Source organism: Methylobacterium sp. CM6246, assembly GCF_054818005.1.
The window spans coordinates 3,180,811-3,204,837 of record NZ_JBTXKY010000001.1 but is presented as its reverse complement, the minus strand read 5'-3'; the positions used below and the strand labels follow the sequence as shown (position 1 = coordinate 3,204,837).

Below are 24,027 nucleotides of genomic sequence, written 5' to 3'. Positions count from 1 at the left end.
TCACAATCCCGAAGGCGCGGTGAGGCCTCTCGTGCGTGATCGCAAATCGGCCTCCCGGCGCCGCCTGCTGCAAGCCGGAGGCGCAGCCGTGACGAGCGCGATGCTCGCGATGCAAAGTGCCTCGGGCGCCGAGGTCGACCCCACGCGGCCGGCCGAGACTTCGGCGGGCCGCCGCGCGAAGAGTCTCGATACCGATTACTTCAAGGGCATGTACGCCACGGAGTCGGATCCGTGGCGCTTCGCCACGAGCCCTTACGAGCGCGACAAGTATGCGGCGACGCTCGCGGCCCTGCCGCGGGCCCGCTACGCATCCGGCCTCGAAGTCGGCTGCTCGATCGGCGTGTTCACGCATCAGCTCTGCCCCCGGTGCGACGCGCTGATCGGGCTCGACGTGGTCCCCTCCGTCCTGGACGACGCACGGGCGCGCTGCGCCGATTGCCCGAACGTGCGCTTCCAGCTCGCGGCCGTTCCGGGCGCATGGCCGGACGGGCGGTTCGACCTGATCCTGATCTCCGAGGTCGCCTATTATCTCGACCGCGCAGACCTCGCCCGGCTGGTCGCCCGGGTGGAGGGCTCGGTGCTCCCCGAAGCGGACATCGTGCTGGTCCACTGGCTCGGCGTCACCCATTACCCGCTCTCCGGCGACGAGGCGGCGGAAGGCTTCATCGCGGGCGCCCAAGGTTTTGCGCGGGTCCTGAAGCAGTCGCGAACCGCCGAGTATCGGCTCGACGTGCTGCGGGCGTTCAAGCCCGCTCCCTGAAGACGGTGATCGCGCGCGGCCCCGGGCCGGGTGCCGTCCGGGCAGGCGGCGCCGGCCTCACCGCGGCGGCGCCATGCGCGCCGTCTTCCGCTCCCGCGCCGTCGCGATGCCGTACAGGAGGAGGCCGGCCAGCATCAGCGCGAGGCCCGCGAGGGACTGGAGCGGCCGGACGGTCACGAGGTGGACCAGCATGAACAGCGTGACCGACAGGAAGATCATCGGGGTGACCGGGTAGCCCCAGGCCCGGAACGGCCGCGGTAGGTCGGGCCGGGCGATCCGGAGCTTGATCAGCCCGATCACGGTCAGGAACGAACACAGGATCAGGCTGAACTGGATGAAGTCGAGCACCGCCTCGAAGCTCTGGGTGAACAGCAGGATGGTGGCGACGCAGGCCTGAAGGAGAAGCGCGGCGCCCGGCACCCCGCGCCGCGTGCGCCGGGCGAACAGGCGCAGCAGCGTCACGTCCTCGCCCATCGCGACGGTGACGCGCGGGCCGATCCACATCATCGCGCCGATCGTCGGGATCAGCCCGGCGCAGATCAGCCCACCCACGACGCGGCCGCCCACATCGCCGAAGACGTGACGGCCGGCGATCACCGCGACCTCGACCTGGCCGGCGAGTTCGGCGGAGGGCGTCGTGTAGAGGAACACCGCGTTCAGCGCGATGGAGAGCGCGACGACGAGGCCGGTCCCGAGGAACAGCGCCCGCGGCAGGCTGCGCGGCGGGTCGGCGAGCTCGCCGACGATGTAGGTCGCGGCGTTCCAGCCCGAATAGGCGTACATCACGAAGACGAGGCTGATCGCGAAGCTGGCGCTGACGACCTGCGCCGGATCGAACGGAGCGGGCGAGAAGCCGATCGCCGCGCCGCCCCCTCGCGCGAAACCCGCCCCGATGAAGGCGATGATCAGCGCCAGCTTCAGCAGCGTGAACCCAATCTGGAACGCGCTGCTGTGGCGCGTGCCCCGCAGGTGGACGAGCGAGACGATCCAGATCGCCGCGAGGCCGAGCAGGAGCGGCGGCGCCCCGGGCAGCACCGCCTTGCCGTACTGGCCGAGCGCCATGGCGGCGAGCGCCACCGGCGCGGCGAAGCCGACGGTGCCCGAGAGCCACCCGGCCATGAACCCGACCGCCGGGCTGTAGATCTGCGTGAGGAGGTTGTACTCGCCGCTGGAGCGGGGAAACATCGTGGCGAGTTCGGCGTAGCAGAGCGCCCCGCACAGCGCGACCACGCCGCCGACGAACCACAGCAGCAGCAGCGTGAAGCCGGACGGGATGTCGGCGACCTGGAAGCCGAGGCTGGTGAAGACGCCGATGCCGATCATGTCGGCCACGACGATGGCCGTCGCCGCCAGCGTGGAGACGGTCGGGGCAGCTGCTGCAGCGCCGGATCGGTCGGTCATGACGTCGGCCCGTCGTGGCCAGCCGCCGGGACGGGATTCCTCGGCGGGTGCCCGGACCGCGTCGGCACGGCCGCGCCATCACCGTGCTAGCCGCGTTGCACATCGCGGTCACGCGGATGCAGGCCCCGAAGGTGCCGAGGCGTCCGTTTGCCGCGCGCAGGCTTCGCGTTCAGCGCAGCCGGTCCTGATGTTCGGTGCAGCGCTGCCGACGGAAGGACTGGAAATTCAAGTCTCGCATCGTATGGACTTGCGGAAGCGGTCTCGGTCGGTGCTGCCGGCGCACATCATGAGCAAGGCCGGCCGCTGCCGGAACGATCCCCCGCCGCCGCCGCGCGGCCCTCGCCCACGGATATGACGCTATGAGCGACACCCAGGACCGGACCGCGCTGGTGACGGGGGCGGCCCGCGGCATCGGGCTCGCCGCCGCGAGCCGGTTCCTCGCGGACGGGTGGCGTGTCGCCCTCCTCGACATCGACGGCCCGGCCGTGGCCGCCGCCGCCGTCGGGCTCGACCGGCCCGAGGCGGTGCTGGCGGTCACCGCGGACGTCTCCGATCCGCAGGCGGTCGCCGGCGCGATGCGGCAGGTCGCCGACCGGTTCGGGCGGCTCGACGCGCTGGTCAACAACGCCGGCATCGCGATCTTCAAGCCGCTGATGGAGACCACGTTCGACGATTGGTCGCGGGTGCTCGCCGTGAACCTGTCGGGGCCGTTCCTGTGCACGCAGGCGGCCGTCCCGCTGCTTTCCGAGCGCGGCGGCGCGATCGTGAACATCACCTCGATCTCGGGCCTGCGCGCCTCGACGCTGCGGACCGCCTACGGCACCAGCAAGGCGGCGTTGGCCCAGCTCACCAAGCAGCAGGCCGTCGAGCTGGCGCAGTTCGGGATCCGGGTGAACGCGGTCGCCCCCGGGCCGGTGGACACCGCGATGGCCAAGGCGGTTCACAGCCCGGAGATCCGCGCCGACTATCACGATGCCGTCCCGTTGGGGCGCTACGGCCTCGAGTCGGAACTCGCGGAGGCGATCGTGTTCCTCTGCTCCGAACGGGCCTCCTTCGTCACGGGCCAGCAGCTCGCCGTCGATGGCGGCTTCGAGGCGACCGGCATCGGCCTGAAGACCCTGCGCGGCGAACGGGGGGACTGAGTGGCACCCCCAGCCCTCGCGTCGCGGCGGCGATGGTGGCCGCGACGCGAGGGTCGGGCCGGCTTGGTGACCCACGGGACGTTCATCGGCCTGCGCCCGGCAACGCCCCGGCCCGCGTGAGGACCCCGTCTGTCGCAACGCATCGACTTCGGATAAAATCTACACTCATTCCGAGGTGCCGATGCCTGATCCCAATCCCAATCCCAATCCCAATCCTCCGTCACGTCCCACCGATCGCCTGCGCCACAAGACCGTTTCGGCCGCGGTCACGGAATCGCTTCGTCAGCGCATCCTGAACGGTGAGTTCGCGCCCGGGATCCAGCTGCGCCAGGATGCGCTGGCGGAGGAGTTCGGCATCAGCCGCATCCCGGTTCGGGAGGCGCTGCTGCAGCTGGAGGCCCAAGGGCTGGTCAGGATCGTGCCGCATCGCGGGGCGCTCGTGACCGGCCTGACCGTCGAGGAAGTGGAAGACATCTTCCGCCTGCGCGAGCAGCTCGAACCGCCGCTGCTGGCGCTCTCCGCACGCCGCTTCGGGGCGGCGGATTATCGGAGGCTGCGCGGCCTCACCGACGAGTACGGCGCGGCGCTCGAGGCTGGCCAGGTCGACCGATGGGGCGAGCTGAACCGAAGCTTCCACCTCGATCTGCTCCGTTACGCCGATCGCCCCCGCTCGCTCAGCATCGTCTCCGCCCTGCTGCAGGATTGCGATCGCCCGACGCGGCTGCAGCTGTCCGCCTCCGGGGACACCGCGCGTGCCGATCACGAGCACACGCAGATCGTGGCGCTCTGCGAGGTGGGCCGCATCTCCGAGGCGGCCGAACTCTTGCAAGCGCACATCGCGCACGCCGCCGTATCGCTGGTGGCGATCTACCGGAACGCCCCGGCCGGGTAAGCCCGCTGATTGTGCAGCTGTCGTCGCAGAGGACGCTTGACGCATCTGAAGATTTTATACAATCTACAGAAACGGAGCCGGTGGGGGGTGTCGTGGCTGAGCACGCGTTGGTGACAGAGGGGCTGACCAAGGCGTTCGGCGGTTTCACGGCCGTCCGGGACGTCGACTTTTCGGTCCGCCGTCACGCCATCCACGCGCTCATCGGCCCCAACGGCGCCGGCAAGACCACGTTCTTCAACCTGCTGACCAAGGTCCATACGCCGACCGGCGGACGCATCCTCTACGAAGGGGCCGACATCACGCACGAGAGTTCGGCGGCGATCGCCCGGCGGGGAATCGTGCGCTCGTTCCAGATCTCGGCGACTTTCCCGCACATGAGCGTGCGTGACAATGTCCGTGTCGCGCTCCAGCGGCGATTGGGGACGCAATATTGGTTCTGGCGCTCGATCCGATCGTTGTCCGTGCTCGACGACGAGGCCATGGTGCTTCTGTCCGAGGTCGGCCTTGCGGATTACGCCGACACGAACGCCGCCGATCTTTCCTACGGGCGCAAGCGCACCCTCGAGATCGCCACGACGCTTGCCCTCGATCCGCCCCTTCTTCTCCTCGACGAGCCGACCCAGGGCATGGCCCTCGACGATGTTGACCGGATCAAGCGGCTGATCCGGCGGATCGCCGTGGGTCGCACAATCCTGATGGTCGAGCACAACATGTCGGTGGTGGCGGACCTCTGCGACGCGATCACCGTGCTCCAGCGCGGCGAGATCCTCGCCCAGGGCAGCTACGCCGAGGTCTCCAACGATCCCGGCGTTAAGGCGGCCTATCTCGGAGGCGGACATGCCTGAGACGGACTTGCCCGAGACGGACCCGCCCGAGACGGACTCGCCCGAGACGGACTTGCCCAAAAAGGACTTGCCTGAGCCCACCATCGCCCTGCAGATCCGCGGGCTCGAAGCCTGGTACGGCGAGAGCCACGTCCTGCACGGGATCGACCTCACGGTGCGCGAGGGCGAGTGCGTGACCCTGCTCGGCCGCAACGGTGCCGGGCGCAGCACCACGCTCAAGGCCATCCTGGGCCTGACCGACCGGCGCGCCGGCTCGGTGCGGGTGCGCGGGCAGGAGACGATCCGGCTCAGCACGCACCGGATCGCCCGGCTCGGCCTCGGCTACTGCCCGGAGGAGCGCGGCATCTATCGCTCGCTCACGACCCAGGAGAACCTGACCCTCCTGCCCCGCCTCGGCCCCGACGGGATGTCGGTGGCCGAAGTGCTGACGCTGTTTCCGAACCTGGCCGAGCGGGCCGACAGCGGCGGCGGCCGCCTCTCGGGCGGCGAGCAGCAGATGCTGGCGCTCGGCCGCATCCTGACCACGGGCGCCCGCATCCTGCTGCTGGACGAGATCACCGAGGGCCTCGCCCCGGTCATCGTCGAGGCGCTCGGCCGGGCGGTGGCCCTGCTCAAGAGCCGCGGCTTCACCATCGTGCTGGTCGAGCAGAACTTCCACTTCGCCCGGCACCTCGCCGACCGCCACTACGTGATCGAGCACGGACGGGTCGCGGCCGAGATCCCGGCCGACGCGGTGGCGGCACGGGAGGCCGAGGTCGGGCGCCTGCTCGGCCTCTGAGTCTCATCCCGAAAGGCGGCTGCCGGCTTTCGGGACACGACGATGCACAGACAACGCTCCGGCAGGGGCAAGTATTCGGGACGAACAGGAGGCGGGAACATGCGGTCACGGTTCATCGGTTACGTGCTCGGCGCGTCGCTCGCGTCGGCCCCCCTGTCGATCCCCCTGCCGGCGCTCGCCGCCGAGGCGATCAGCGACGGCGTCGTCAAGATCGGCATCCTCAACGACCTGTCGGGCATCTATTCCGACTTCACCGGGCGCGGCTCGGCCGTGGCGGCGCAGATCGCCATCGACGAGATGGGCGGCAAAGTGCTGAACGCCCCCATCGAACTCATCGCGGCCGACCACCAGAACAAGCCCGACATCGCCGCCAACCTCGCCCGGGAATGGTTCGACCAGGGCAAGGTCGACATGATCGCCGACTTCCCGACCTCCTCGACGGCGCTTGCCGTGATGGAGATCGCCAAGCAGAAGAACCGGGTGACGATGCTCTCGGCCGGGGTCGCCATGGCGGCGATCAACGAGAAATGCTCGCCGCTCAACGCGCAGTGGATGGTGAACACCTACGCGCTCGCGGCCGGCACCGCCAAGGCGCTGCTGAAGACCGGCCGCAAGACCTGGTACTTCGTCACCGCCGACTACACCTTCGGCCATTCCCTCGAGAAGGACGCCTCCGCGGTGGTCGAGGCCGAGGGCGGCAAGGTGCTGGGCGTGTCGCGCCATCCCTTCCCGGGCGGCGACTTCTCCTCCTTCATGCTGAAGGCGCAAGGCAGTGGCGCCCAGGTGATCGCGCTGGCCAATGCCGGCAGCGACACGATCAACGCCGTCAAGCAGGCCGCCGAGTACGGCATCGGGCGCGGCGACAAGCAGGTGATCGCCCCGCTGCTCACCTACATCACCGACGTGAAGAGCCTCGGCCTGGCCAAGGCCCAGGACATGTACCTCACCGAAGCCTTCTACTGGGACTACGATGACCGCTCGCGCGCCTTCGCGGAGAAGTATTTCGCCAAGATGAAGCGCATGCCGAGCGCGTCACAGGCGGCGGTCTACTCGGCCGCGCTCAGCTACCTGAAGGCGATCGAGGCGGCGGGCACCGACGAGGCCGGCGCCGTGATGGCCAAGCTGCGCACCATGACCATCGACGACGCGGTGATCCGCAACGGCACGCTGCGCGCCGACGGCGCCCTCGTCCACGACATGCTGCTCCTGCAGGTGAAGAAGCCGGCGGAATCCAAGCGCGACTGGGACTTCTACAACGTCCGGGCGGTCCTGAAGGGCGACGACGTGTTCCCGAAGCCCTCGGATGCCTGCCCGCTCAACGCCAAGGGCTGAGGCCGTCCCCACGCTCCGCGCGGACGGTCTCCGTGCGGTTCCCGCCCCTCGCAGCCGCCGGTGACCCCCCGATGGACATCACCCTCCAGGCCTTCATGGCCCAGCTCACCATCGGCCTCATCGGCGGTTGCTTCTACGCCCTCCTGAGCATGGGGCTGGCGATCATCTTCGGGCTGCTCAACATCATCAACTTCACCCATGGGGCGCAGTTCATGATGGCCGCGTTCCTGGCCTGGATCGGGCTGACCCAGATCGGGCCCTGGCTCGGCTATCCCGACTTCCAGATCAGCTTCTGGGTCGCGCTGGTGCTGGCCCCGCTCTGCGTCGCCCTGTTCGGCATGCTCATCGAACGCACGCTGCTGCGCCGGCTCTACCATCTCGACCACCTCTACGGACTGCTCCTGACCTTCGGGGTGGCGCTGGTGATGGAGGGGGGCTTCCGATACGTGTTCGGCGTCTCCGGCCAGGGCTACGAGCCGCCGGAGATCCTGCAGGGGCCGGTCGATGTCGGCTTCATGCTGCTGCCGAAGTACCGCGTCTTCGTGGTCGTGGCCTCGCTGCTGATCTGCGTCTTCACCTGGTTCCTGTTCGAGCGGACCAAGCTCGGCGCCTACCTCCGCGCCGGGACCGAGAACCCGCGCCTGCTCCAGGCCTTTGGCATCAACGTGCCGGTGATGATCACCCTGACCTACGGGTTCGGCGTGGCGCTGGCCGGCATCGCCGGGGTGCTGGCCGCGCCGATCATGCAGGTGACGCCGCTCATGGGCGGCAACCTGCTCAACATCGTCTTCGCTGTGGTGGTGATCGGCGGCCTCGGCTCGATCCTCGGCGCGATGATGACCGGGCTCGCCCTCGGGCTGATCGAGGGGCTGACCAAGGTGGTCTACCCGGAGGCCTCGACCGTGGTGGTCTTCGTCATCATGGCGCTGGCCCTGCTGGTACGCCCGGCCGGCCTGTTCGGCCGCGAAGTCTGAGGGGAGCCGATGTCGAACACCTTCAAGATTGTCCTGGTCCTGGTCGCGCTCGCCCTGGTCGTCCCCTTCGTGCCGGGGCTGATCTACCCGGTCTTCGTGATGAAGGTGATGTGCTACGGGCTGTTCGCCTGCGCCTTCAACCTGCTCCTGGGCTTCACCGGGCTCGTGTCCTTCGCGCACGCCGCCTTCCTGGGCAGCGCCGGCTACGTCACCGGCGCCCTGATGATCCGGTTCGGCAACCACCCGCTGGGGATGCCGGCGGCCTTCGTGGCGGGCGTCGCCGCGGCGGCTCTGGTTGGCTTCGCCATCGGCGGCCTGGCGATCCGGCGGCGGGGCATCTACTTCGCGATGATCACTCTGGCGCTCTCGCAGATCGTCTATTTCCTGGCGGTGCAGATCCGCTGGACCGGCGGCGAGGACGGGCTCCAGGGCATCCCGCGCGGCAGCCTGTTCGGGCTCGACCTCACCTCCGACACGGTGATGTACTACGTGACGCTGGCGCTGTTTGCGGCGGGCTTCCTGTTCGTGGACCGCGTGGTCCACTCGCCCTTCGGCCAGATCCTGCAGGCGGTGCGGGACAACGAGGCGCGGGCGACGTCGCTCGGCTACGACACCGACCGCTTCAAGCTTCTGGCCTTCGTGATCTCGGCGGCGGTCGCCGGCTATGCCGGGGCGATGAAGGCGCTGGTGTTCCAGCTCGTCTCCCTCAACGACGTTTCGCTGCACACCTCGACCGAGGTGGTGCTGATGACCCTGCTCGGGGGCGTCGGCACGATCTTCGGGCCGCTGCTCGGGGCCGGGCTGGTGGTCGGGCTGCAGAACTACCTCGCGACCATCGGCGACCTCGTGACCGTGGTGATCGGCCTGATCTTCATCGTCTGCGTCTCGTTCTTCCGGCGCGGCGTGGTCGGCGAGCTTCTGCACCTGCGCCGCCGCCGGGCCGAGCGGATCAAGAGGCGTCCGGTCCTCATCGCCACCCACGAGACAGCCCCGGCCGCCGAGGCGGTCTGAGGCACCCCCTGCCCCGATGGGCAGGCCGATTTCGCCGCCGCGCCGTGTGAGGCGTGGGCGAAGCCATGGCCGCGCGAGCCGAGTGCGGTGCTGTTCAACCCGTTGATCGAAAAGGAAATTCGACCATGTGGACCGGTGTCATTCCCGCCGTCACGACCAAGTTCAAGTCCGACGGCAGCCTCGACCATGCCGAGATGGAGCGCTGCTTCGGCCTCCAGATGGACGCCGGATGCGACGGCATCATCGTGTGCGGCTCGCTCGGCGAAGGGCCGATGCTGTCCCAGGACGAGCGCATCGACGTGCTCAAGCGGGCCCAGTCGGTCACCAAGGGCAAGCCGACCCTGCTGACCGTGTCCGAGGCGGGCACCCGCGAGGCCTGCGACCTCGCCGCCAAGGCGGCCAAGGCCGGCGCCAGCGGCCTGATGGTGGTACCGAGCCCGATCTACCACACCGATCCGGCCGAGACGGTCGAGACCCTGCGGGCCGTCGCGGCCGCGGGCGACCTGCCGGTGATGATCTATTCCAACCGCGTCGCCTACCGGGTCGACGTCACGCCCGAGATCATGGAGGACTTGGCCGCGGATCCGCGGTTCGTGGCCATCAAGGAATCCTCCGACGACATCCGCCGCACCACCGAGATCATCAACCGGCTGGGCGACCGCTACGCCGTCCTGACCGGCGTCGACAACCTCGCCCTGGAAGCGCTCGCGGTCGGCGCCTGCGGCTGGGTCGCCGGCCTCGTCTGCGCGTTCCCGTCGGAGACGGTCGCGATCTACCGGCTGATGCAGGCGGGGCGCACCCAGGAGGCGCTGGCGATCTACCGCTGGTTCCGGCCGCTCCTCGACCTCGATGTCTCGACCTACCTGGTCCAGAACATCAAGCTCGCCGAGTGCCTCGCGATCAACTCGACCGAGCACGTGCGCGGTCCGCGCAAGCCCCTGTCCGGGGCACGGCGGGCCGAGGTCGAGGCGATTGTGCGCAAGGCGATCGAGAGCCGCCCCGCCCTGCCCGCAACGGCCTGATCGCGGGCGGCGGGACCCGGGTTCGGCTCAGCGGCCGATCCCGGTCCCGCCGCCGATCGGGGCGACCGCGTTCGGCCCGGTGTTGGGAGCCGGCGTCGCGGCCTGATTCCGCTGGATGTCCATCCGCAGCGTGTTGTCCTGCGTCGTCTGCTCCTGGCGCAGCGACCGCAGCTGGTTGTTGTTTTCCATGGACTGGTTCGCGGCGTTGGGATTGTTCTGCTGCACCTGAGCCCGGACGGGGGTCGCGAGAAGCGGCGACAGGCAGAGGCCGGCGAGGAGGATGGCGCGCATGGTCAGCTCTGGAGTTCGATGGGGTCACCGAGTCGACGCGCGCGCCGGCCGCCAAGTTCCGCCGATCTCAGACCGTCTGGCCGGCGTCGCCTTCGGGGAACCGCTCAGCAGCCGATGCAGACCCGCGGATCCCATTTCGGCAGCGGCTTCAGCGGTGGCAGCACCCTCTGCAACGGGGCCGACGTGGTCACGCTCTGCTGGGGAAGCACGACCACGGTGGTCCGCTCGTCTGGAGCGGCGACCACGATATCCTGAGCCGGCTCACCCGCGTCGGGACGGGCGATACTGCCGGTCAGATCGCGATCGACCGCCCGGGCGGAGCCGAGGCTGAGCGAGACGGCGAGGCCGGCGGCGACGAGGCGGATGACGGTCACGGGAAACTCCGCCGGCACAACGGGATGCGGGCGGCGGGGTTCAATCGCCCGTCCCGGTTTGCCGGCGGTGTATCGCGTTCCGATCCCGGCGTCCGCCGTGACGGCGCCGCGCGTCGTGTCAGGATCGTCGCGGGCGTACCGACGAGGCCGGCAGGATCGTCGCGTGCCAGCGGTTGTCACCCTGGGGCACCCACGGCCGCTCGATCGGGTGTTCGGGCAGCCGGTACTCGACCTGGATCGGCCCGACCGGTAACCCGCCCGCCAGCGCGAGTGTCCGCGGCGGCGGGCGTTTCGCCAGCCGGACCGGATGCGCTCCTGCCGCGAGCCGGCGCCGGTCGTGCCGATGAAGCCGGGCGTAGCGCTTGCGCATCTGGGCAAGTCGTATTTGCGCAACGCGCATCTTGGCGCGCCGCAATTGGGCGAGCCGCACCTTCGCCCGCGGCCGCCGCGCGGCCGTCGCGAGGCGGGTCGGGCGCTGCGCCAGCTCGACCAGGCTCGGCTTGTCGTAGCTGACCGGCGCGACGCGGTTGGCCACCGTAATGCAGCCGGTGCAGATCGAGCCTGAAAGCTGCTGCCACGTCCGTTGCTGTCGCTCCGCGATGAGCGCGCTGCGATCGACCGCCGGGCGGGGTTGTTCCGCGCTTCGGCCAGCGGGAACGGCCGCAACGATCGACGGCGACAGGACGGCGAAAGCAGCAAGCGCCGCCATCAGGGAATGTGCAACGCTCTTCATGACCCATCTCGGCGGCTGTCCAAAGCCGCCAAGCTTCTCGTTGCCGCGTGGGCGCCGCCGAGCAAACCGTTTTCTTGAAGAGTCGGTATTCAATACGCAGGCAGCGAACCCGGTCTTGGACCGGCCGTGCCGACGATGCTTCCGTCCGGACGGGTTGAGCGGGCCAAGATTATCACGGGATTTCCGGTTATCTACAAGTATTGTTTGTTTATTTGGAAGTTACGCTTGGCCATGCGGGTTGGACATATGGCTTAATCCGTGGTTAACATCGACTCCCATAGCCGTGATTAGGGCTGCGGCATCGCATCAGGGCGATCATGATCAATGTTAAGCGGATTGCGGTCCTAGGTATGCTGCTGTCGGCGGGGGCGTGCTCGCGCCTGCCGAACGTGCCGACGGCCTACAGCGCGTTGCCGCGCACCCCAGTGTCCGTCGCCGCGACGCCGGTGGCCGCGGCCCCGGAGGCCCAAGCCGAGGCGGTCGCCACCCTGCCGCGCATCGTCATACCGGGGACCATGACGACCCCGGTCCCGGCGTTCGAGCCCCGGGGCCTGAACCCGGGTGCGGCCCTGGACTCGTCCCGGCGCAGCCGCCTGGCCTGGGAGGCGTTGCGTCCCGCCGATCTCCTGAGACCGCCGGCCCTCGCCGCCGGCCGGTCGGCCGCGTCGACGATCCCGGCGCAGACCTACGATCGCGACGCGGCGATGGAGCGCCTCCTGAAAGGCGGCCACGCGGCCGCGAGCGGCATCTGCTCGGGCTGCTGAGCCTGCGCCGCCGGGCGGGGCATGGTTAGCCGATCGCGTCCGAAGGCTCTGCCGGTTTACGCGCCGTTAACGTGTCCTCCCCAAGTTGCAGCGAGCGACCCGAGGGAGGCGTGGCATGGGTGCCTTGAAGGCTGAAGACGAGCAGGCTGTCGATCGCCTGACCCTGCGGCTCCTCCAGGACGCCTATTGCGACCTCGCGGCCGTGCTCCGCGGGGCCCAGCCCGCGGCGGCCGCGGCCATTCTCGCCGTCATGGAACAGCGCGTCACCGACGTCCTCACTCGGATCTGCCAGCAGGGTTCGGAGGGGCCCGCCTCGGCCGGCATCGCGATCGCCGTCGGCGAACGGATCGGCGAGATCATGGATCAGGCCCATGGCCGCGACGGGCAGGCGGCGCTGGCAGCCTGAAGCCGGCTCAGCTCATCGCAGCGTTGGGCCGCCTGACGGCCCGCACAGATCCCTCGGCCATTGCCAGCGCCGCCATCGCCGGACCATCCTGCCTCGGATGCGTCCGCCCGTCCCCCTGTCCGCCGTCCGGATCTTCGAGGCCGCCGCGCGGCGGCGCTCATTCAAGGCGGCGGCGGGCGAGCTGAACCTGTCGCCGAGCGCGGTCAGCCACGCCGTCCGAAAGATGGAGGAGACGCTCGGCGTCGCCCTGTTCGAGCGCAACGGGCAAGGCATCACGCCGACCCCGGCCGGGGAGGCCTTGTGCGACCATGTCGGCCGGGCCTTCGCCGAGCTGAACCGCGGCCTCGACCTCGTGGCGAATCGCGGGCCCCAACTGCTGCGCCTCCATTGCGCGCCGAGCTTTGCCGCGCAGTGGCTCGTCCCGCGCTTGGCGCGCTTCCTCAGCGAGCATCCGGGCTTCGAGGTTCGGCTGGCCGCCGGCATGGACTACGCCCGCTTCATCACCGACGAGTTCGACGCCGACATCGTCTACGGGCCGCCCCGGGGCGAAGGCCTCGTGCGCATGCCGCTCGGGTTCGAGACGGTGACGCCCCTCTGCGATCCCGAGCGCGCCGCCCGGATCGCCGGCCCCGCCGACCTGTTCGCGCAGACCCTGATCCAGAGCGACAATAAGCAGGTGCGCTGGACTCACTGGTTCGAGCGCAACCAGCTGGCCGCGCCGCCCACCGCCGCGATCCGCTTCGACCGGAGTTTCCTCGCCCTGGCGGCGGCGGCGGACGGGCTCGGCGTCGCCCTCGAATCGACCCGGCTCGCCGAGCGGGAGATCGCCGCCGGTCGCCTGGTCGCGCCGCTCGCCGGGCGGGCGGAGGACATCGGCTACGTCGGCCACCATTTCGTCTGCCCGGCCGATGCCCGCCGCCGGGCGCCGCTGCGGGTCTTCGCGCGCTGGCTCGCCCAGGAACTCGCGATCGAGCTGGCCACCGAGCTGGTTTGACACCCTCGGCAGGTGAATCCCATTCACCTGAGGGTGTAGGATTCGCGTTTGTCGCGGCCGGTCTCGCCGGGCCAATGTCGCCTCCAACGAACAAGACGCGAGGAAACGTCACCGCGAGGCCGCCGATCCCCGGATCGCGATCGCCGGCCGGCTGGCGCCTCCGTCGCGACGACAGGCTTCGATCTCGCACCCGCGCGGATCGCCGGGAGGGTCCCATGCTGTTGAACGATCGGGTCTGCGTGATCACCGGGGCGGCCTCCGCCCGCGGCATCGGCAAGGCCACCGCGCGCCTGTTCGCGCAGTATGGCGCGCGCATCGCCGTGCTCGACCTCGATGCGGGCCAAGCCGAGGAATCCGCCCGCGAGATCGGGGCCGGCCATGTCGGCCTCGCCTGCGACGTGACCGACCGGGCCGCCTGTTCCCGGGCCGCCGAGGAGGTCGTGGCCCGGCTCGGGCGCATCGACGTGCTCGTCAACAACGCCGGCATCACCCAGCCGCTCAAGATCATGGACATCGCGCCGGAGAATTACGACGCGGTCACCGACGTGAACCTGCGCGGCACCCTCTACATGAGCCAGGCCGTGATCCCGGGGATGCGCGGCCAGGGCTCGGGGGCGATCGTATGCATGTCCTCGGTCTCTGCCCAGCGCGGCGGCGGCATCTTCGGAGGCCCGCATTACAGCGCGGCCAAGGGCGGCGTTCTGGGCCTCGCCAAGGCCATGGCCCGGGAACTCGGCCCCGACGGGATCCGGGTGAATTCCGTGACGCCCGGCCTGATCCAGACCGACATCACGGGCGGCAAGCTCACCCCCGAGCTCAAGGTCGAGATCGCGAAGGGCATCCCGCTGGGGCGCCTCGGGGTGGCCGACGACGTCGCCAACGCTTGCCTGTTCCTGGCCTCCGACCTGTCCGCGTACATCACCGGCGCGGTGATCGACGTGAACGGCGGCATGCTGATCCATTGAGAGGCACGCCATGACGTCTCCGTCCTCGACCGAACGGCCCCGTGCGGGGTCCAACGTCTCGCTCAGCGAGCGCGCCTACCATATCCGCCGCCATGCCCTGCGCATGGGCGAGGTCCAGGGCCAAGGCTACATCGCCCAGGCGCTCGGCATCAGCGACGTGCTGGCGGTGAGCTACTTCCACGCCATGGCCTACCGGCCGGAGGATCCCGAATGGGAGGGCCGCGACCGGTTCCTGCTGTCGATCGGCCACTACGCCATCGCGCTCTACGCCGCGCTGATCGAGGCGGAGATCATCCCGGAGGATGAGCTGACGAGCTATGGCGGCGACGACAGCCGCCTGCCGATGTCGGGCATGGCCCCCTACACGCCGGGCATGGAGATCACCGGCGGCTCGCTCGGCCACGGGCTCGGGATCGCGGTGGGCATGTGCCTCGGTCTGAAGCGGAAGGGCTCGAAGAGCGTCGTCTACAACCTGTTCTCCGACGGCGAGCTCGACGAGGGCTCGACCTGGGAGGCCGCCATGTCGGCGGGCTCGTTCAAGCTCGACAACCTGATCGGCCTCGTCGACGTGAACGGCATGCAGGCCGACGGCGCCTCCACGGGGGTGCTCAACTTCGAGCCGCTGGCTCCGAAATTCGAGGCGTTCAACTGGTTCGTGCAGCGGGTCGACGGCAACGACCTCGACGCGCTGGTGGCTGCCTTCGATGCGGCGCGCCATCACCCGGGGCCGCAGCCCCGGATCATCATCTGCGACACGCGCATGGCCAAGGGCGTGCCGTTCCTGGAAGCGCGCGAACGCAATCACTTCCTGCGCGTCGAGCCGGACGAATGGCAGCGGGCTTTAGCGGTCCTGGACGAAGGGAGGGTGCGGTGAGACGCTCGAAATACGAGAGACCCGCCCCGCGGGAAGGCGGCAGCCTCAAGACCTCGGCGATGATCGCCTCGCTCGCCGCCCCCGGGCAGCGCACCAGGGCCGCGCCGTTCGGACATGCCCTGGTCGAACTCGCCAAGACCCGGCCCGACATCGTCGGCCTGTCGGCGGACCTGTCGAAATACACCGACCTGCACATCTTCGCGCAGGCCCATCCTGAGCGGTTCTACCAGATGGGGATGGCCGAGCAGCTCCTGATGAGCGCGGCGGCCGGGCTCGCCCGCGAAGGCTTCACGCCCTTCGCCACCACCTACGCGGTGTTCGCCGCCCGCCGGGCCTACGACTTCATCTGCCTGGCGATCGCCGAGGAGAATCTCGACGTCAAGATCGCCTGTGCCCTGCCCGGCTTGACCACCGGCTACGGCCCGAGCCACCAGGCGACGGAGGACCTCGCGATCTTCCGCGGCATGCCCAACCTCACGATCATCGATCCGTGCGACGCGCACGAGATCGAGCAGGTCGTGCCGGCCATGGCCGCCCATAAGGGGCCTGTGTACCTGCGGCTCCTGCGCGGCAACGTCCCCCTGGTGCTCGACGAGTACGGCTACACGTTCGAACTGGGCAAGGCCAAGACGATCCGCGACGGGCGCGACGTGCTGATCGTCTCCTCCGGGCTGATGACCATGCGGGCGCTGGAGGTGGCCGAGGCGCTGCGCGACGACCGGATCGACGTGGCGGTCCTGCACGTGCCGACGATCAAGCCCCTGGACGAGGCGACGATCCTGCACGAGGCCCGACGTGGCGGACGCCTCGTTGTGGTGGCCGAGAACCACACGGTGATCGGCGGCCTCGGCGAAGCGGTGGCGGGCGTGCTGATGCGCAGCGGAACGATGCCGGAGCGCGGCTTCCGCCAGATCGGCCTGCCGGACGCATTCCTCGACGCCGGCGCCCTGCCCACGCTCCACGACCGCTACGGGATCTCGGCCGCCGCGATGGCGCGGAGCATCCGCGGATGGCTGTGAGCCGCCTCGCCTTCGTCGGCCTCGGCGCCATGGGCCTGCCGATGGCGGGTCACCTCGTGGCCGCGGGTTTTTCCGTGCGCGGCTACGACGTCCGGGCGGAGAGCCGCGCGGCCCTCGCGGCAGCGGGCGGCGAGCTGGCCGGGACCCTGGCGCAGGCGGCCGACGGCGCCGACGCGCTCGTGCTGATGGTGGTCAACGCCGCCCAGGCCGAGGACGTGCTGTTCGGACAGGGTGCGCTCGACGCCCTCGCCCCGGACGGGATCGTCGTCCTGATGGCGACCTGTCCGCCGGGGGCCGTGGAGGCCATCGCGGCGCGCGTCTCGGCCACGGGCCGCCGGTTCGTGGATGCCCCGGTCTCGGGGGGCGTCGTCGGGGCCAAGGCCGCCAAGCTCACGATCATGGCCGCGGCGCCGGCCGCAACGCTTGCGGAGATCCGCCCGTTGCTCGACGCCCTGGGTGACCGGATCTTCCATGTCGGCGAGCGGCCGGGCCAGGGCGCCACCGTCAAGGCGGTGAATCAGCTGTTGTGCGGCGTCCACATCGCGGCCGCCGCCGAGGCGATGGCTCTGGCCGGCCGGGTCGGGGTCGATCTCGCGGTGGTGCTGGAGATCCTCTCGGGCTCGTCGGCGTCGAGCTGGATGCTGCGCGACCGTGGCCCCCGCATGCTGGAGGGCGAGCCGGAGGTCACCAGCGCGGTCGACATCTTCGTCAAGGATCTCGGCATCGTGCTGGAGGCCGGCCGAAGCGCGGGGGCGGCGCTGCCGCTCGCGGCGCTGGCCCATCAGCTCTTCGTCTCGACATCGGGCCGCGGCGACGGCACCGCCGACGACAGCCAAGTGGTGCGCGCCTATCGCGCCCTCAACGGGACCTGAACGTGCGGGCACGGCAGCGGTGAAGTGTCGGCGTTTGTGCGCCGCCACGGCTTGTCCCCGCGCCGCTGAGCCTGGATGATCCGCGCCGGAGCGAGAGACGGCGCGTGAGACGCACAGAAGCGGTCCCCCGGATACCGGTATCGGACCGCGAAGACTGAAGGGACGCACGAATCCACACGACCGGTCAACGGCGGGGATCGCGCGGCTCGGGACGACCCAGGGAGTGAAACCATGCGCGACACGCGCTTCAGCCGCCGCAGCCTGCTCGCCGGCGCGACCGCCGTGCCGGTCTTCGGCATCCTGACCCGGCGCGGGCAGGCGGCCGAGTTCTCCTACAAGCTCGCCACCGGCCAGGACCCGACCCACCCGGTCAACATCCGGGCGCAGGAGGCCCTCGACCGGATCCGCGAGGCGACCGGCGGGCGCCTGGAGATCAAGCTGTTCCCGGCCAACCAGCTCGGTTCGGACACCGACCTGCTGGCGCAGGTGCGCAACGGCAGCGTCGAGTTCTTCAACCTCGCCACCTCGATCCTCGCCACCTTCGTGCCGGCCGCGAGCCTGCCCAACACCGGTTTCGCATTCAAGGATTACGACGCGGTCTGGTCGGCGATGGATGGCGGCCTCGGTGCCTACGTCCGGGCCGAGATCGCCAAAACGCCGATCCTCACCGTCTCCAAGGTCTGGGACAACGGATTCCGGCAGATCACCTCCTCGACCCGCGAGATCAGGACCCCCGAGGACCTCAAGGGCTTCAAGATCCGGGTGCCGCCGGCGCCGATGCTGACCTCGCTGTTCAAGGCGCTCGATGCCGGCGCGGCGCCGATCAATTTCAACGAGCTGTACTCCGCGCTCCAGACCAAGGTGGTCGAGGGGCAGGAGAATCCGCTTGCCATTACGGCGACGGCCCGGCTCTACGAAGTGCAGAAATCCTGCAGCCTGACCGGGCATGTCTGGGACGGCTACTGGATTTTGGGCAACAAGAAGGCTTGGCATCGCTTGCCGGAGGATCTGCGCCGGACAGTTTCGCAGGAATTCGACCGGTCCGGCACCGACCAGCGCGCGGATGTGGCCAAGCTCAGCCTGTCCCTGCGCGAGAGCCTTGCCGCCAAGGGCATCGGCTACGTCGACCGCTCGCGGTTCCGCGCGGTGCTGAGCCGGACGAGCTTCTACCACGACTGGAAGGCCAAGTACGGGGATGCGGCGTGGGCGCATCTCGAAGACGTCTCCGGCAAGCTGACCTGAAGGACGACCGGCATGCAGATCGATATCGCGGCCGTCGAGAGCGCGGCCGGGCTTGAGCTGGCGGGGCCGCCGCTCCGCGCCAGGACCTGGCTGCGCAAGCTGGACGTGGCCCTCGGCTACCTCGTGGAGATCCCGGCGGCGCTGCTGGTTCTGGCCGAGATCGGCGTGTTGTTCGGCGGCGTGGTCAGCCGCTACGTGTTCCAGGAGCCGCTGGTCTGGTCGGACGAATTGGCCGCGATCCTGTTCCTGTGGCTCGCCATGCTGGGCGCCGTGGTCGCGTTCCGCCGTGCCGAGCACATGCGCATGACCGCCATCGTGGCGATGTGCGGCCCGCGCCTGCGCGCCTTCCTGGAGACGGTCGCGCTGGTGGCCGGCCTGATCTTCGTGGCGCTGGTGCTGGAGCCGGCTTTCGAATTCGCCAGCGAGGAGACCTTCGTCCAGACCCCCGCGCTGGAGCTCAACAACGCCTGGCGGGCCGCCGCCCTCCCGATCGGCTTCGGCCTCATGCTGCTGGTCGCCGTGATCCGCCTCCTGGAATCCGCCGACTGGCGGCTCACCGTCGGCGCGCTCGCCCTGGGCGGCGGCATCGCGGCGGGGCTCATGGCGCTCCAGCCCTGGCTCATGGGGCTCGGCAACCTCAACCTGCTGCTGTTCTTCGTCCTCGGGGTCGGCGCCCTGGTCTTCTCCGGCGTGCCGATCGCCTTCGCGTTCGGTCTGTCGACCTACGCCTACATCACGCTCACCACCAACGCTCCGTCGATGGTGGTGGTCGGGCGCATGGACGAGGGCATGAGCCATCTCATCCTGCTCGCCGTGCCGCTGTTCGTGTTCCTCGGCCTGCTGATCGAGATGACCGGCATGGCCCGGGCGATGGTCGGGTTCCTGGCCTCCCTGCTCGGTCACGTCCGCGGTGGCCTGCATTACGTGCTGGTCGGCGCCATGTACCTCGTCTCGGGCATCTCCGGCTCGAAGGCCGCCGACATGGCCGCAGTCGCGCCCGTGCTGTTTCCCGAGATGAAGGCGCGGGGCGCCAAGGAGGGCGACCTCGTGGCCCTGCTCGCCACAACCGGCGCGCAGACCGAGACGATCCCGCCCTCGATCGTGTTGATCACCATCGGCTCGGTCACCGGCGTGTCGATCACGGCCCTGTTCACCGGCGGCCTGCTGCCGGGCCTAGTGCTGGCCGTGACCCTGTGCGCCCTGGTCTGGTGGCGCTACCGCCGGGAGGATCTGAGCCACGTCGCCCGCCCGTCGCGCAGCGTGATCGGCCGGGCTCTCCTGGTGGCGGTGCCGGCCCTGGCGCTGCCGTTCGTGATCCGCTTCGCGGTGGTCGAGGGCATCGCCACCGCCACCGAGGTCTCGACCATCGGCATCGTCTACGCGGTGCTGGCGGGGCTGCTGATCTACCGCCAGTTCGACTGGCGGCGGCTCTACCCGATGCTGGTCATGACCGCGACGCTGTCGGGGGCGATCCTTCTGATCATCGGCGCGGCCACCGGCATGGCCTGGGCGCTGACCCAGTCGGGCTTCTCGCAGACGCTGGCGATCGCGATGAAGAGCCTGCCCGGCGGCCCCGTGGGCTTCCTGTTCGTGTCGGCCGGCGCGTTCATCATCCTGGGCTCGGTGCTGGAGGGTATCCCGGCGATCGTGCTGTTCGGCCCGCTGCTGTTCCCGATCGCCCGGCAGGTGGGCGTCCACGAGGTCCACTACGCGATGGTGGTGATCCTCGCGATGGGCATCGGGCTGTTCGCCCCACCCTTCGGCGTCGGCTACTACGCCGCCTGCGCGATCAGCCGGATCCACCCGGATGCGGGCATGCGCCCGATCGTCGGCTACATCCTGGCCCTGCTGATCGGCCTCGTCGTCATCATCCTGGTCCCCTGGTTCTCGATCGGGTTCCTCTGACGACACCGAGTCTGCCCTCGCCACCGTGACACCCGGCCGGATCCATCCCCGTCCGGGGAGCGCCGCCGCGCGCCCGATCCGGAACCGCCCCATGCGGGCGCGACCTGCATGACGGCATCCGCGAGCCCGCGGTGGGCTCGATGATGAACGGCATCGCGGCCCATCGTGGGCTGGTGCCTGTGGGCGCCACCGACCTGGTCTTCTCGGATGACATGCGCCCGTCGCTGAGGCCGCGCGGACGCCGGCGTTGAGGCTGTATGCCGGTCAGATCATCCCGGCGCCGCCGGTGCGCGCGACGCGGTCGCGCTGCTCGGCGTAGCGACCGTCGGCGACGCGCTTCAGCGCGCCTTCGAGGCGGCCGGCGACCTGACCGAGAAGCGAACGCTCGGAGCGGAAGCCGACGAGATACGCGAGGGTGGCCATCGTGTCCGATCCCGAACAAGGGCCGGGCAGGCGCGCCCGGTTGCTGCGGTGCAATATGCGCCGGCTCGGGATCGCGCGTGAGGGGGCTCTTCCGCGGCCTGCCATGCAAGGACGGCATGAAGTTCGCATGAATTCTTCACCGAACCGGTCCGCGAACGGATTCTGCCGGGTGCGGTGCAGCGAACGCGGTCGTCCGAACCGTCACCGTCCGGCAGGGGTACCCGGATCAAACGGCAGGCCGCCGCGGGCTTCGAGACCCTCGCGGATCGCCCGCTTGGTGATCTTGCCGTAGCCGGATTTCGGTAATTCGTCCCAGAAGAACACCCGCTTCGGCAGCTTGTAGCGGGCAACCTCGCCGGCGAGCCACGCGATCAATTCCGCCTCGCCGATCTCCGCGCCGGGGCGGGCCACGCAGACCGCGACGCCGACCTCGCCCCAGGCCGGGTCGGGCACCCCCAGGATCGCGGCCTCGGCGATGGCCGGATGCTTCAGGAGCTTCTCCTCGGTCTCGCGCGGGTACACGTTCGACCCGCCCGAGATGTACATGTCGGAGGCGCGGCCGGTGATGAACAAAAACCCTTCCGGGTCGAGGTGGCCGAGGTCGCCGGTGCGGAACCAGCCGTTCCGGAACGCCGCCGCGTTGGCCTCCGGGTTGTCGTAGTAGCCCGCGAACACGGCCGGGCCGCAGACGCAGATCTCGCCGGTCTCGCCGGCCCCCAGCTCCCGCCCCTTCGCGTCCTGGATCTGCACCTGCATGCCGGTGCGCTCGAACCCGCAGGTGCCGACCTTCACCCCCGGGCCGTCTTCGGCGGCGTGCAGGCGGGGCGGCAGCACGGTGATGTTGCCGGTCACCTCGCCGAGCCCGAAATACTGGACCAGCACCGGTCCCAGCGCTCGCAGGGCCCGCTTCTGGTCCTCCCGGTACATCGGCGCGCCCGCGTAGATCACGTGGCGCAGGCTCGTATGGTCGTGCGCCGCGACCGCCGGGTGCTCGGTGATCAGCTTCACGATGGTCGGCACGGTGAACAGGTTGGTGATGCGCCAGCGCTCGACCAGCGACCACACCTCCGCGGGGTCCAGGCGCGTGCCGCCGGTGAGCACCGTCATGGCGCCGGCCGCGACCTGGGCGAGCTGGTGGATGCCGGCTCCGTGCGAGAGCGGCGCGACCACCAGCGAGGCGTCCGCCTCCGTCGTGCCCGGCATCAGGTCGCAGAGGTGGTTGGTGATCACGAAGGCCATCTGGCCGTGGGTGAGCACCGCCGCCTTCGGGCGGCCGGTGGTGCCCGAGGTGAAGAAGAACCAGCACGGATCGTCGTGCTCGACATCGGCGGTGGGGGCCGTCTGCGCGGCGTGCGCGGCCACCAGGGCGTCGTAATCCAGCCCGAAGGCGGAGCCGCCGATCTCGACCACGAGGCGCAGGTCCGGCGCGGCCTCGCGGATCGCGGTGGCGTGGTCCGGGAACTCCGCGCCGCAGATCAGCGCCGAGGCGCCACCGGCGCTGGCGAGATAGGCGACCTCCGCGGGCGTCTGCCGGAAATTCGTCGGCACCCAGACGGCGCCGAGCCGGAAGCAGACGAACATCGATTCGAACAGTTGGTTGCCGTTGCGCGCCTGGACCAGCACGCGGTCGCCCTTGGCGACGCCCCGGGCCGCGAGCGCCGCCGCCATGGCGTCGACCCGGGCGTCGAGGGCGCCCCAGCTCCAGGTCCGGTCACCCCAGGCGAGGCCGATCGCGTCCGGCCAGCGGCGGGCCGCCCGGCGCAGAAAGTGGGCGAGGTTCATAACCCGCCGCGAACAGGGCGCGACGCCGCCGCGCGGCGCCGGCCCCGCCGGGCCGTTCACGCGAGCTTCCCGCAGGCCTTCTCCAGGAGGGACCAGCCCTCCTCGCCGTACCGACCCTTCCATTCGGCGTAGAAGCCGGCCTTGCGCAGCTTCTCGCGAAACGGCTCCGGATCAGGCTTGTTGAACACGAGGCCGCTCTTGGTCAGGTCTTCCTGCAGGCTGGCATTGAGCTTGGCCACGTCGGCCCGCTCCTTCATGCCGGCCTCGTTGATGTGGCGGGCGACCATGGTGCGCAGGTCCTCGGGGAGGCGCTCCCAGGCCCGGCGGTTCGCCAGGAACCAGTAGCCGTCCCACATGTGGTTGGTGAGCGAGCAGTATTTCTGCACCTCGTAGAACTTCGTCGTGGCGATCACCGCCAGCGGGTTCTCCTGGCCTTCGACGATCTTGGTCTGGAGGGCCGAGTAGGTCTCGTTGAGGTTGATCGAGGCGGGCGCCGCCTCGAACGCCCGGAACATTGAGGTCCAGAGCGGCGAGACCGGCACGCGGATCCGGAAGCCCTTGAAGTCGTCCGGGCTGGCGATCGGCCGGGTCGAGGAGGTGGTCTGGCGGTAGCCGTTGTCCCAGATCTTCTCCATGGCCACGAGGTTGGCCTTGGCGATCTGCTGGCGGACCCAGGCACCCAGCTCCCCGTCCATCGCCGGCCACACGGCCTCATAATCCGGGAAGGCGTAACCGATGCCGTTGATCGAGGCGTTGGGCACCAGGGTCGAAAGGATCAGCGGCGACATCGTGAAGAACTCGACGCTGCCCGAGCGCAGCTGGCTCAGCGTGTCGGTGTCCGAGCCGAGCTGGCTCGTGGGGAAGATCTTGAGATCGAAGCGGCCGCCGCTCTCGGTTCGCAGCGCGTCCGCCATCTCGCGGGCGCGGACGTTCATCGGGTGCGTGTCGGGCAGGTTGTTGGCGTACTTGTAGGTGAAGTCCGCCCGCTGGGCCCGCGCCACGTGCGGCATCGCCACGGTTCCGGCGAGGATCGCCGTCGAGCCGGCGGATAGGAACCCGCGGCGGGACAGGGGCAAGTGAATTCGCGACGACATGGGCGGCCCTCCTGATCCGGGCGCGCGGCCCGGCGTTTCCTCAGGGTCCGCGTTCATGCGCGGACTCTCTCGTGTCTTGCGGCTTCGATAGCGGCTGGCCCAATCCAGTCAACGGGGCCGTTTCGGCCCGGC

General features: G+C 69.8%; 25 protein-coding genes. 18 read left to right on the top strand and 7 right to left on the bottom strand.

From position 1 onward, the window contains the following. Positions 1-109: 109 nt before the first annotated feature. A complete protein-coding gene (locus tag ACYQPG_RS15740; RefSeq protein ID WP_147938759.1) occupies positions 110-760 on the top strand; it encodes an SAM-dependent methyltransferase in 651 nt (216 codons plus the stop codon). Between the two features lie 57 nt (positions 761-817). Here the strand turns inward: ACYQPG_RS15740 and ACYQPG_RS15735 are convergent, their stop codons facing one another. Beyond that, a complete protein-coding gene (locus ACYQPG_RS15735) occupies positions 818-2,161 on the bottom strand; it encodes an APC family permease (RefSeq protein WP_419829776.1) in 1,344 nt (447 codons plus the stop codon). Positions 2,162-2,520: 359 nt separating this feature from the next. On the opposite strand from ACYQPG_RS15735, the gene ACYQPG_RS15730 reads away from it, so the two are divergent. The 8 genes from ACYQPG_RS15730 to ACYQPG_RS15695 all read left to right on the top strand — a co-directional run bounded on the left by ACYQPG_RS15730 (position 2,521) and on the right by ACYQPG_RS15695 (position 10,157). After that, positions 2,521-3,303 (top strand): SDR family NAD(P)-dependent oxidoreductase, encoded by a 783-nt coding sequence (locus tag ACYQPG_RS15730; RefSeq protein ID WP_419829775.1) that lies wholly within the window; start codon positions 2,521-2,523, stop codon positions 3,301-3,303. Positions 3,304-3,484: 181 nt separating this feature from the next. Then, positions 3,485-4,195: a GntR family transcriptional regulator gene (locus tag ACYQPG_RS15725; RefSeq protein ID WP_419830030.1), complete on the top strand. Its 711-nt coding sequence runs from the start codon at positions 3,485-3,487 to the stop codon at positions 4,193-4,195. A gap of 92 nt (positions 4,196-4,287) precedes the next feature. Then, positions 4,288-5,040: an ABC transporter ATP-binding protein gene (locus ACYQPG_RS15720; RefSeq protein ID WP_147907251.1), complete on the top strand. Its 753-nt coding sequence runs from the start codon at positions 4,288-4,290 to the stop codon at positions 5,038-5,040. Continuing rightward, a complete protein-coding gene (locus ACYQPG_RS15715) occupies positions 5,033-5,818 on the top strand; it encodes an ABC transporter ATP-binding protein (protein ID WP_461231214.1) in 786 nt (261 codons plus the stop codon). The genes ACYQPG_RS15720 and ACYQPG_RS15715 overlap by 8 nt, the downstream gene beginning before the upstream one ends. Before the next feature lie 99 nt (positions 5,819-5,917). Further along, positions 5,918-7,150, top strand: a complete 1,233-nt coding sequence (locus ACYQPG_RS15710; protein ID WP_147907250.1) for an ABC transporter substrate-binding protein — start codon at positions 5,918-5,920, stop codon at positions 7,148-7,150. 71 nt (positions 7,151-7,221) lie between these two features. Beyond that, on the top strand, positions 7,222-8,124 hold the full coding sequence (locus ACYQPG_RS15705) for a branched-chain amino acid ABC transporter permease (protein ID WP_147938729.1): 903 nt from the start codon (positions 7,222-7,224) through the stop codon (positions 8,122-8,124). A gap of 9 nt (positions 8,125-8,133) precedes the next feature. Further along, positions 8,134-9,135: a branched-chain amino acid ABC transporter permease gene (locus ACYQPG_RS15700; protein WP_147938730.1), complete on the top strand. Its 1,002-nt coding sequence runs from the start codon at positions 8,134-8,136 to the stop codon at positions 9,133-9,135. A 125-nt stretch (positions 9,136-9,260) separates the two neighbouring features. Then, on the top strand, positions 9,261-10,157 hold the full coding sequence (locus tag ACYQPG_RS15695; protein WP_147938731.1) for a dihydrodipicolinate synthase family protein: 897 nt from the start codon (positions 9,261-9,263) through the stop codon (positions 10,155-10,157). A gap of 27 nt (positions 10,158-10,184) precedes the next feature. On the opposite strand, the gene ACYQPG_RS15690 is transcribed toward ACYQPG_RS15695, so the two are convergent. The 3 genes from ACYQPG_RS15690 to ACYQPG_RS15680 form a co-directional block, all read right to left on the bottom strand. Continuing rightward, the gene (locus tag ACYQPG_RS15690) at positions 10,185-10,448 is read right to left on the bottom strand and encodes a hypothetical protein (protein WP_419829772.1); all 264 of its coding nucleotides are present in this window, start codon (positions 10,446-10,448) and stop codon (positions 10,185-10,187) included. 104 nt (positions 10,449-10,552) lie between these two features. Further along, positions 10,553-10,822, bottom strand: coding sequence for a hypothetical protein (locus ACYQPG_RS15685; RefSeq protein WP_147907245.1), 270 nt, complete (start codon positions 10,820-10,822; stop codon positions 10,553-10,555). A gap of 118 nt (positions 10,823-10,940) precedes the next feature. Next, positions 10,941-11,555, bottom strand: a complete 615-nt coding sequence (locus ACYQPG_RS15680) for a hypothetical protein (protein WP_419829771.1) — start codon at positions 11,553-11,555, stop codon at positions 10,941-10,943. A gap of 350 nt (positions 11,556-11,905) precedes the next feature. On the opposite strand from ACYQPG_RS15680, the gene ACYQPG_RS15675 reads away from it, so the two are divergent. The 9 genes from ACYQPG_RS15675 (at position 11,906) to ACYQPG_RS15635 (ending at position 20,596) form a co-directional block, all read left to right on the top strand. Then, the gene (locus ACYQPG_RS15675) at positions 11,906-12,319 is read left to right on the top strand and encodes a hypothetical protein (protein WP_246692287.1); all 414 of its coding nucleotides are present in this window, start codon (positions 11,906-11,908) and stop codon (positions 12,317-12,319) included. A gap of 115 nt (positions 12,320-12,434) precedes the next feature. Beyond that, positions 12,435-12,725 carry a hypothetical protein gene (locus ACYQPG_RS15670; protein WP_147907243.1) on the top strand — a complete coding sequence of 97 codons (291 nt, stop codon included), beginning with the start codon at positions 12,435-12,437 and terminating at the stop codon, positions 12,723-12,725. Between the two features lie 97 nt (positions 12,726-12,822). Beyond that, a complete protein-coding gene (locus ACYQPG_RS15665; RefSeq protein WP_419829769.1) occupies positions 12,823-13,719 on the top strand; it encodes a LysR substrate-binding domain-containing protein in 897 nt (298 codons plus the stop codon). Positions 13,720-13,934: 215 nt separating this feature from the next. Beyond that, positions 13,935-14,684: an SDR family NAD(P)-dependent oxidoreductase gene (locus ACYQPG_RS15660; RefSeq protein ID WP_419829768.1), complete on the top strand. Its 750-nt coding sequence runs from the start codon at positions 13,935-13,937 to the stop codon at positions 14,682-14,684. A 10-nt stretch (positions 14,685-14,694) separates the two neighbouring features. After that, positions 14,695-15,558, top strand: coding sequence for a transketolase (locus tag ACYQPG_RS15655; protein WP_419829767.1), 864 nt, complete (start codon positions 14,695-14,697; stop codon positions 15,556-15,558). Beyond that, a complete protein-coding gene (locus tag ACYQPG_RS15650; RefSeq protein WP_147907239.1) occupies positions 15,555-16,577 on the top strand; it encodes a transketolase family protein in 1,023 nt (340 codons plus the stop codon). The genes ACYQPG_RS15655 and ACYQPG_RS15650 overlap by 4 nt, the downstream gene beginning before the upstream one ends. After that, a complete protein-coding gene (locus tag ACYQPG_RS15645; RefSeq protein WP_147938735.1) occupies positions 16,568-17,449 on the top strand; it encodes an NAD(P)-dependent oxidoreductase in 882 nt (293 codons plus the stop codon). The genes ACYQPG_RS15650 and ACYQPG_RS15645 overlap by 10 nt, the downstream gene beginning before the upstream one ends. A gap of 231 nt (positions 17,450-17,680) precedes the next feature. Further along, on the top strand, positions 17,681-18,691 hold the full coding sequence (locus tag ACYQPG_RS15640) for a TRAP transporter substrate-binding protein (protein ID WP_461231213.1): 1,011 nt from the start codon (positions 17,681-17,683) through the stop codon (positions 18,689-18,691). 12 nt (positions 18,692-18,703) lie between these two features. Next, the gene (locus ACYQPG_RS15635; protein ID WP_461231212.1) at positions 18,704-20,596 is read left to right on the top strand and encodes a TRAP transporter large permease; all 1,893 of its coding nucleotides are present in this window, start codon (positions 18,704-18,706) and stop codon (positions 20,594-20,596) included. Positions 20,597-20,860: 264 nt separating this feature from the next. On the opposite strand, the gene ACYQPG_RS15630 is transcribed toward ACYQPG_RS15635, so the two are convergent. The 3 genes from ACYQPG_RS15630 to ACYQPG_RS15620 form a co-directional block, all read right to left on the bottom strand. Next, entirely contained in the window at positions 20,861-21,019 is a 159-nt protein-coding gene (locus ACYQPG_RS15630) for a hypothetical protein (protein ID WP_187193601.1), read from the bottom strand. Between the two features lie 201 nt (positions 21,020-21,220). After that, positions 21,221-22,861: an acyl-CoA synthetase gene (locus ACYQPG_RS15625; RefSeq protein ID WP_461231211.1), complete on the bottom strand. Its 1,641-nt coding sequence runs from the start codon at positions 22,859-22,861 to the stop codon at positions 21,221-21,223. Beyond that, on the bottom strand, positions 22,858-23,895 hold the full coding sequence (locus tag ACYQPG_RS15620; RefSeq protein WP_419829764.1) for a TRAP transporter substrate-binding protein: 1,038 nt from the start codon (positions 23,893-23,895) through the stop codon (positions 22,858-22,860). Before ACYQPG_RS15620 ends, ACYQPG_RS15625 begins: the two co-directional genes overlap by 4 nt. Positions 23,896-24,027: the final 132 nt, after the last annotated feature.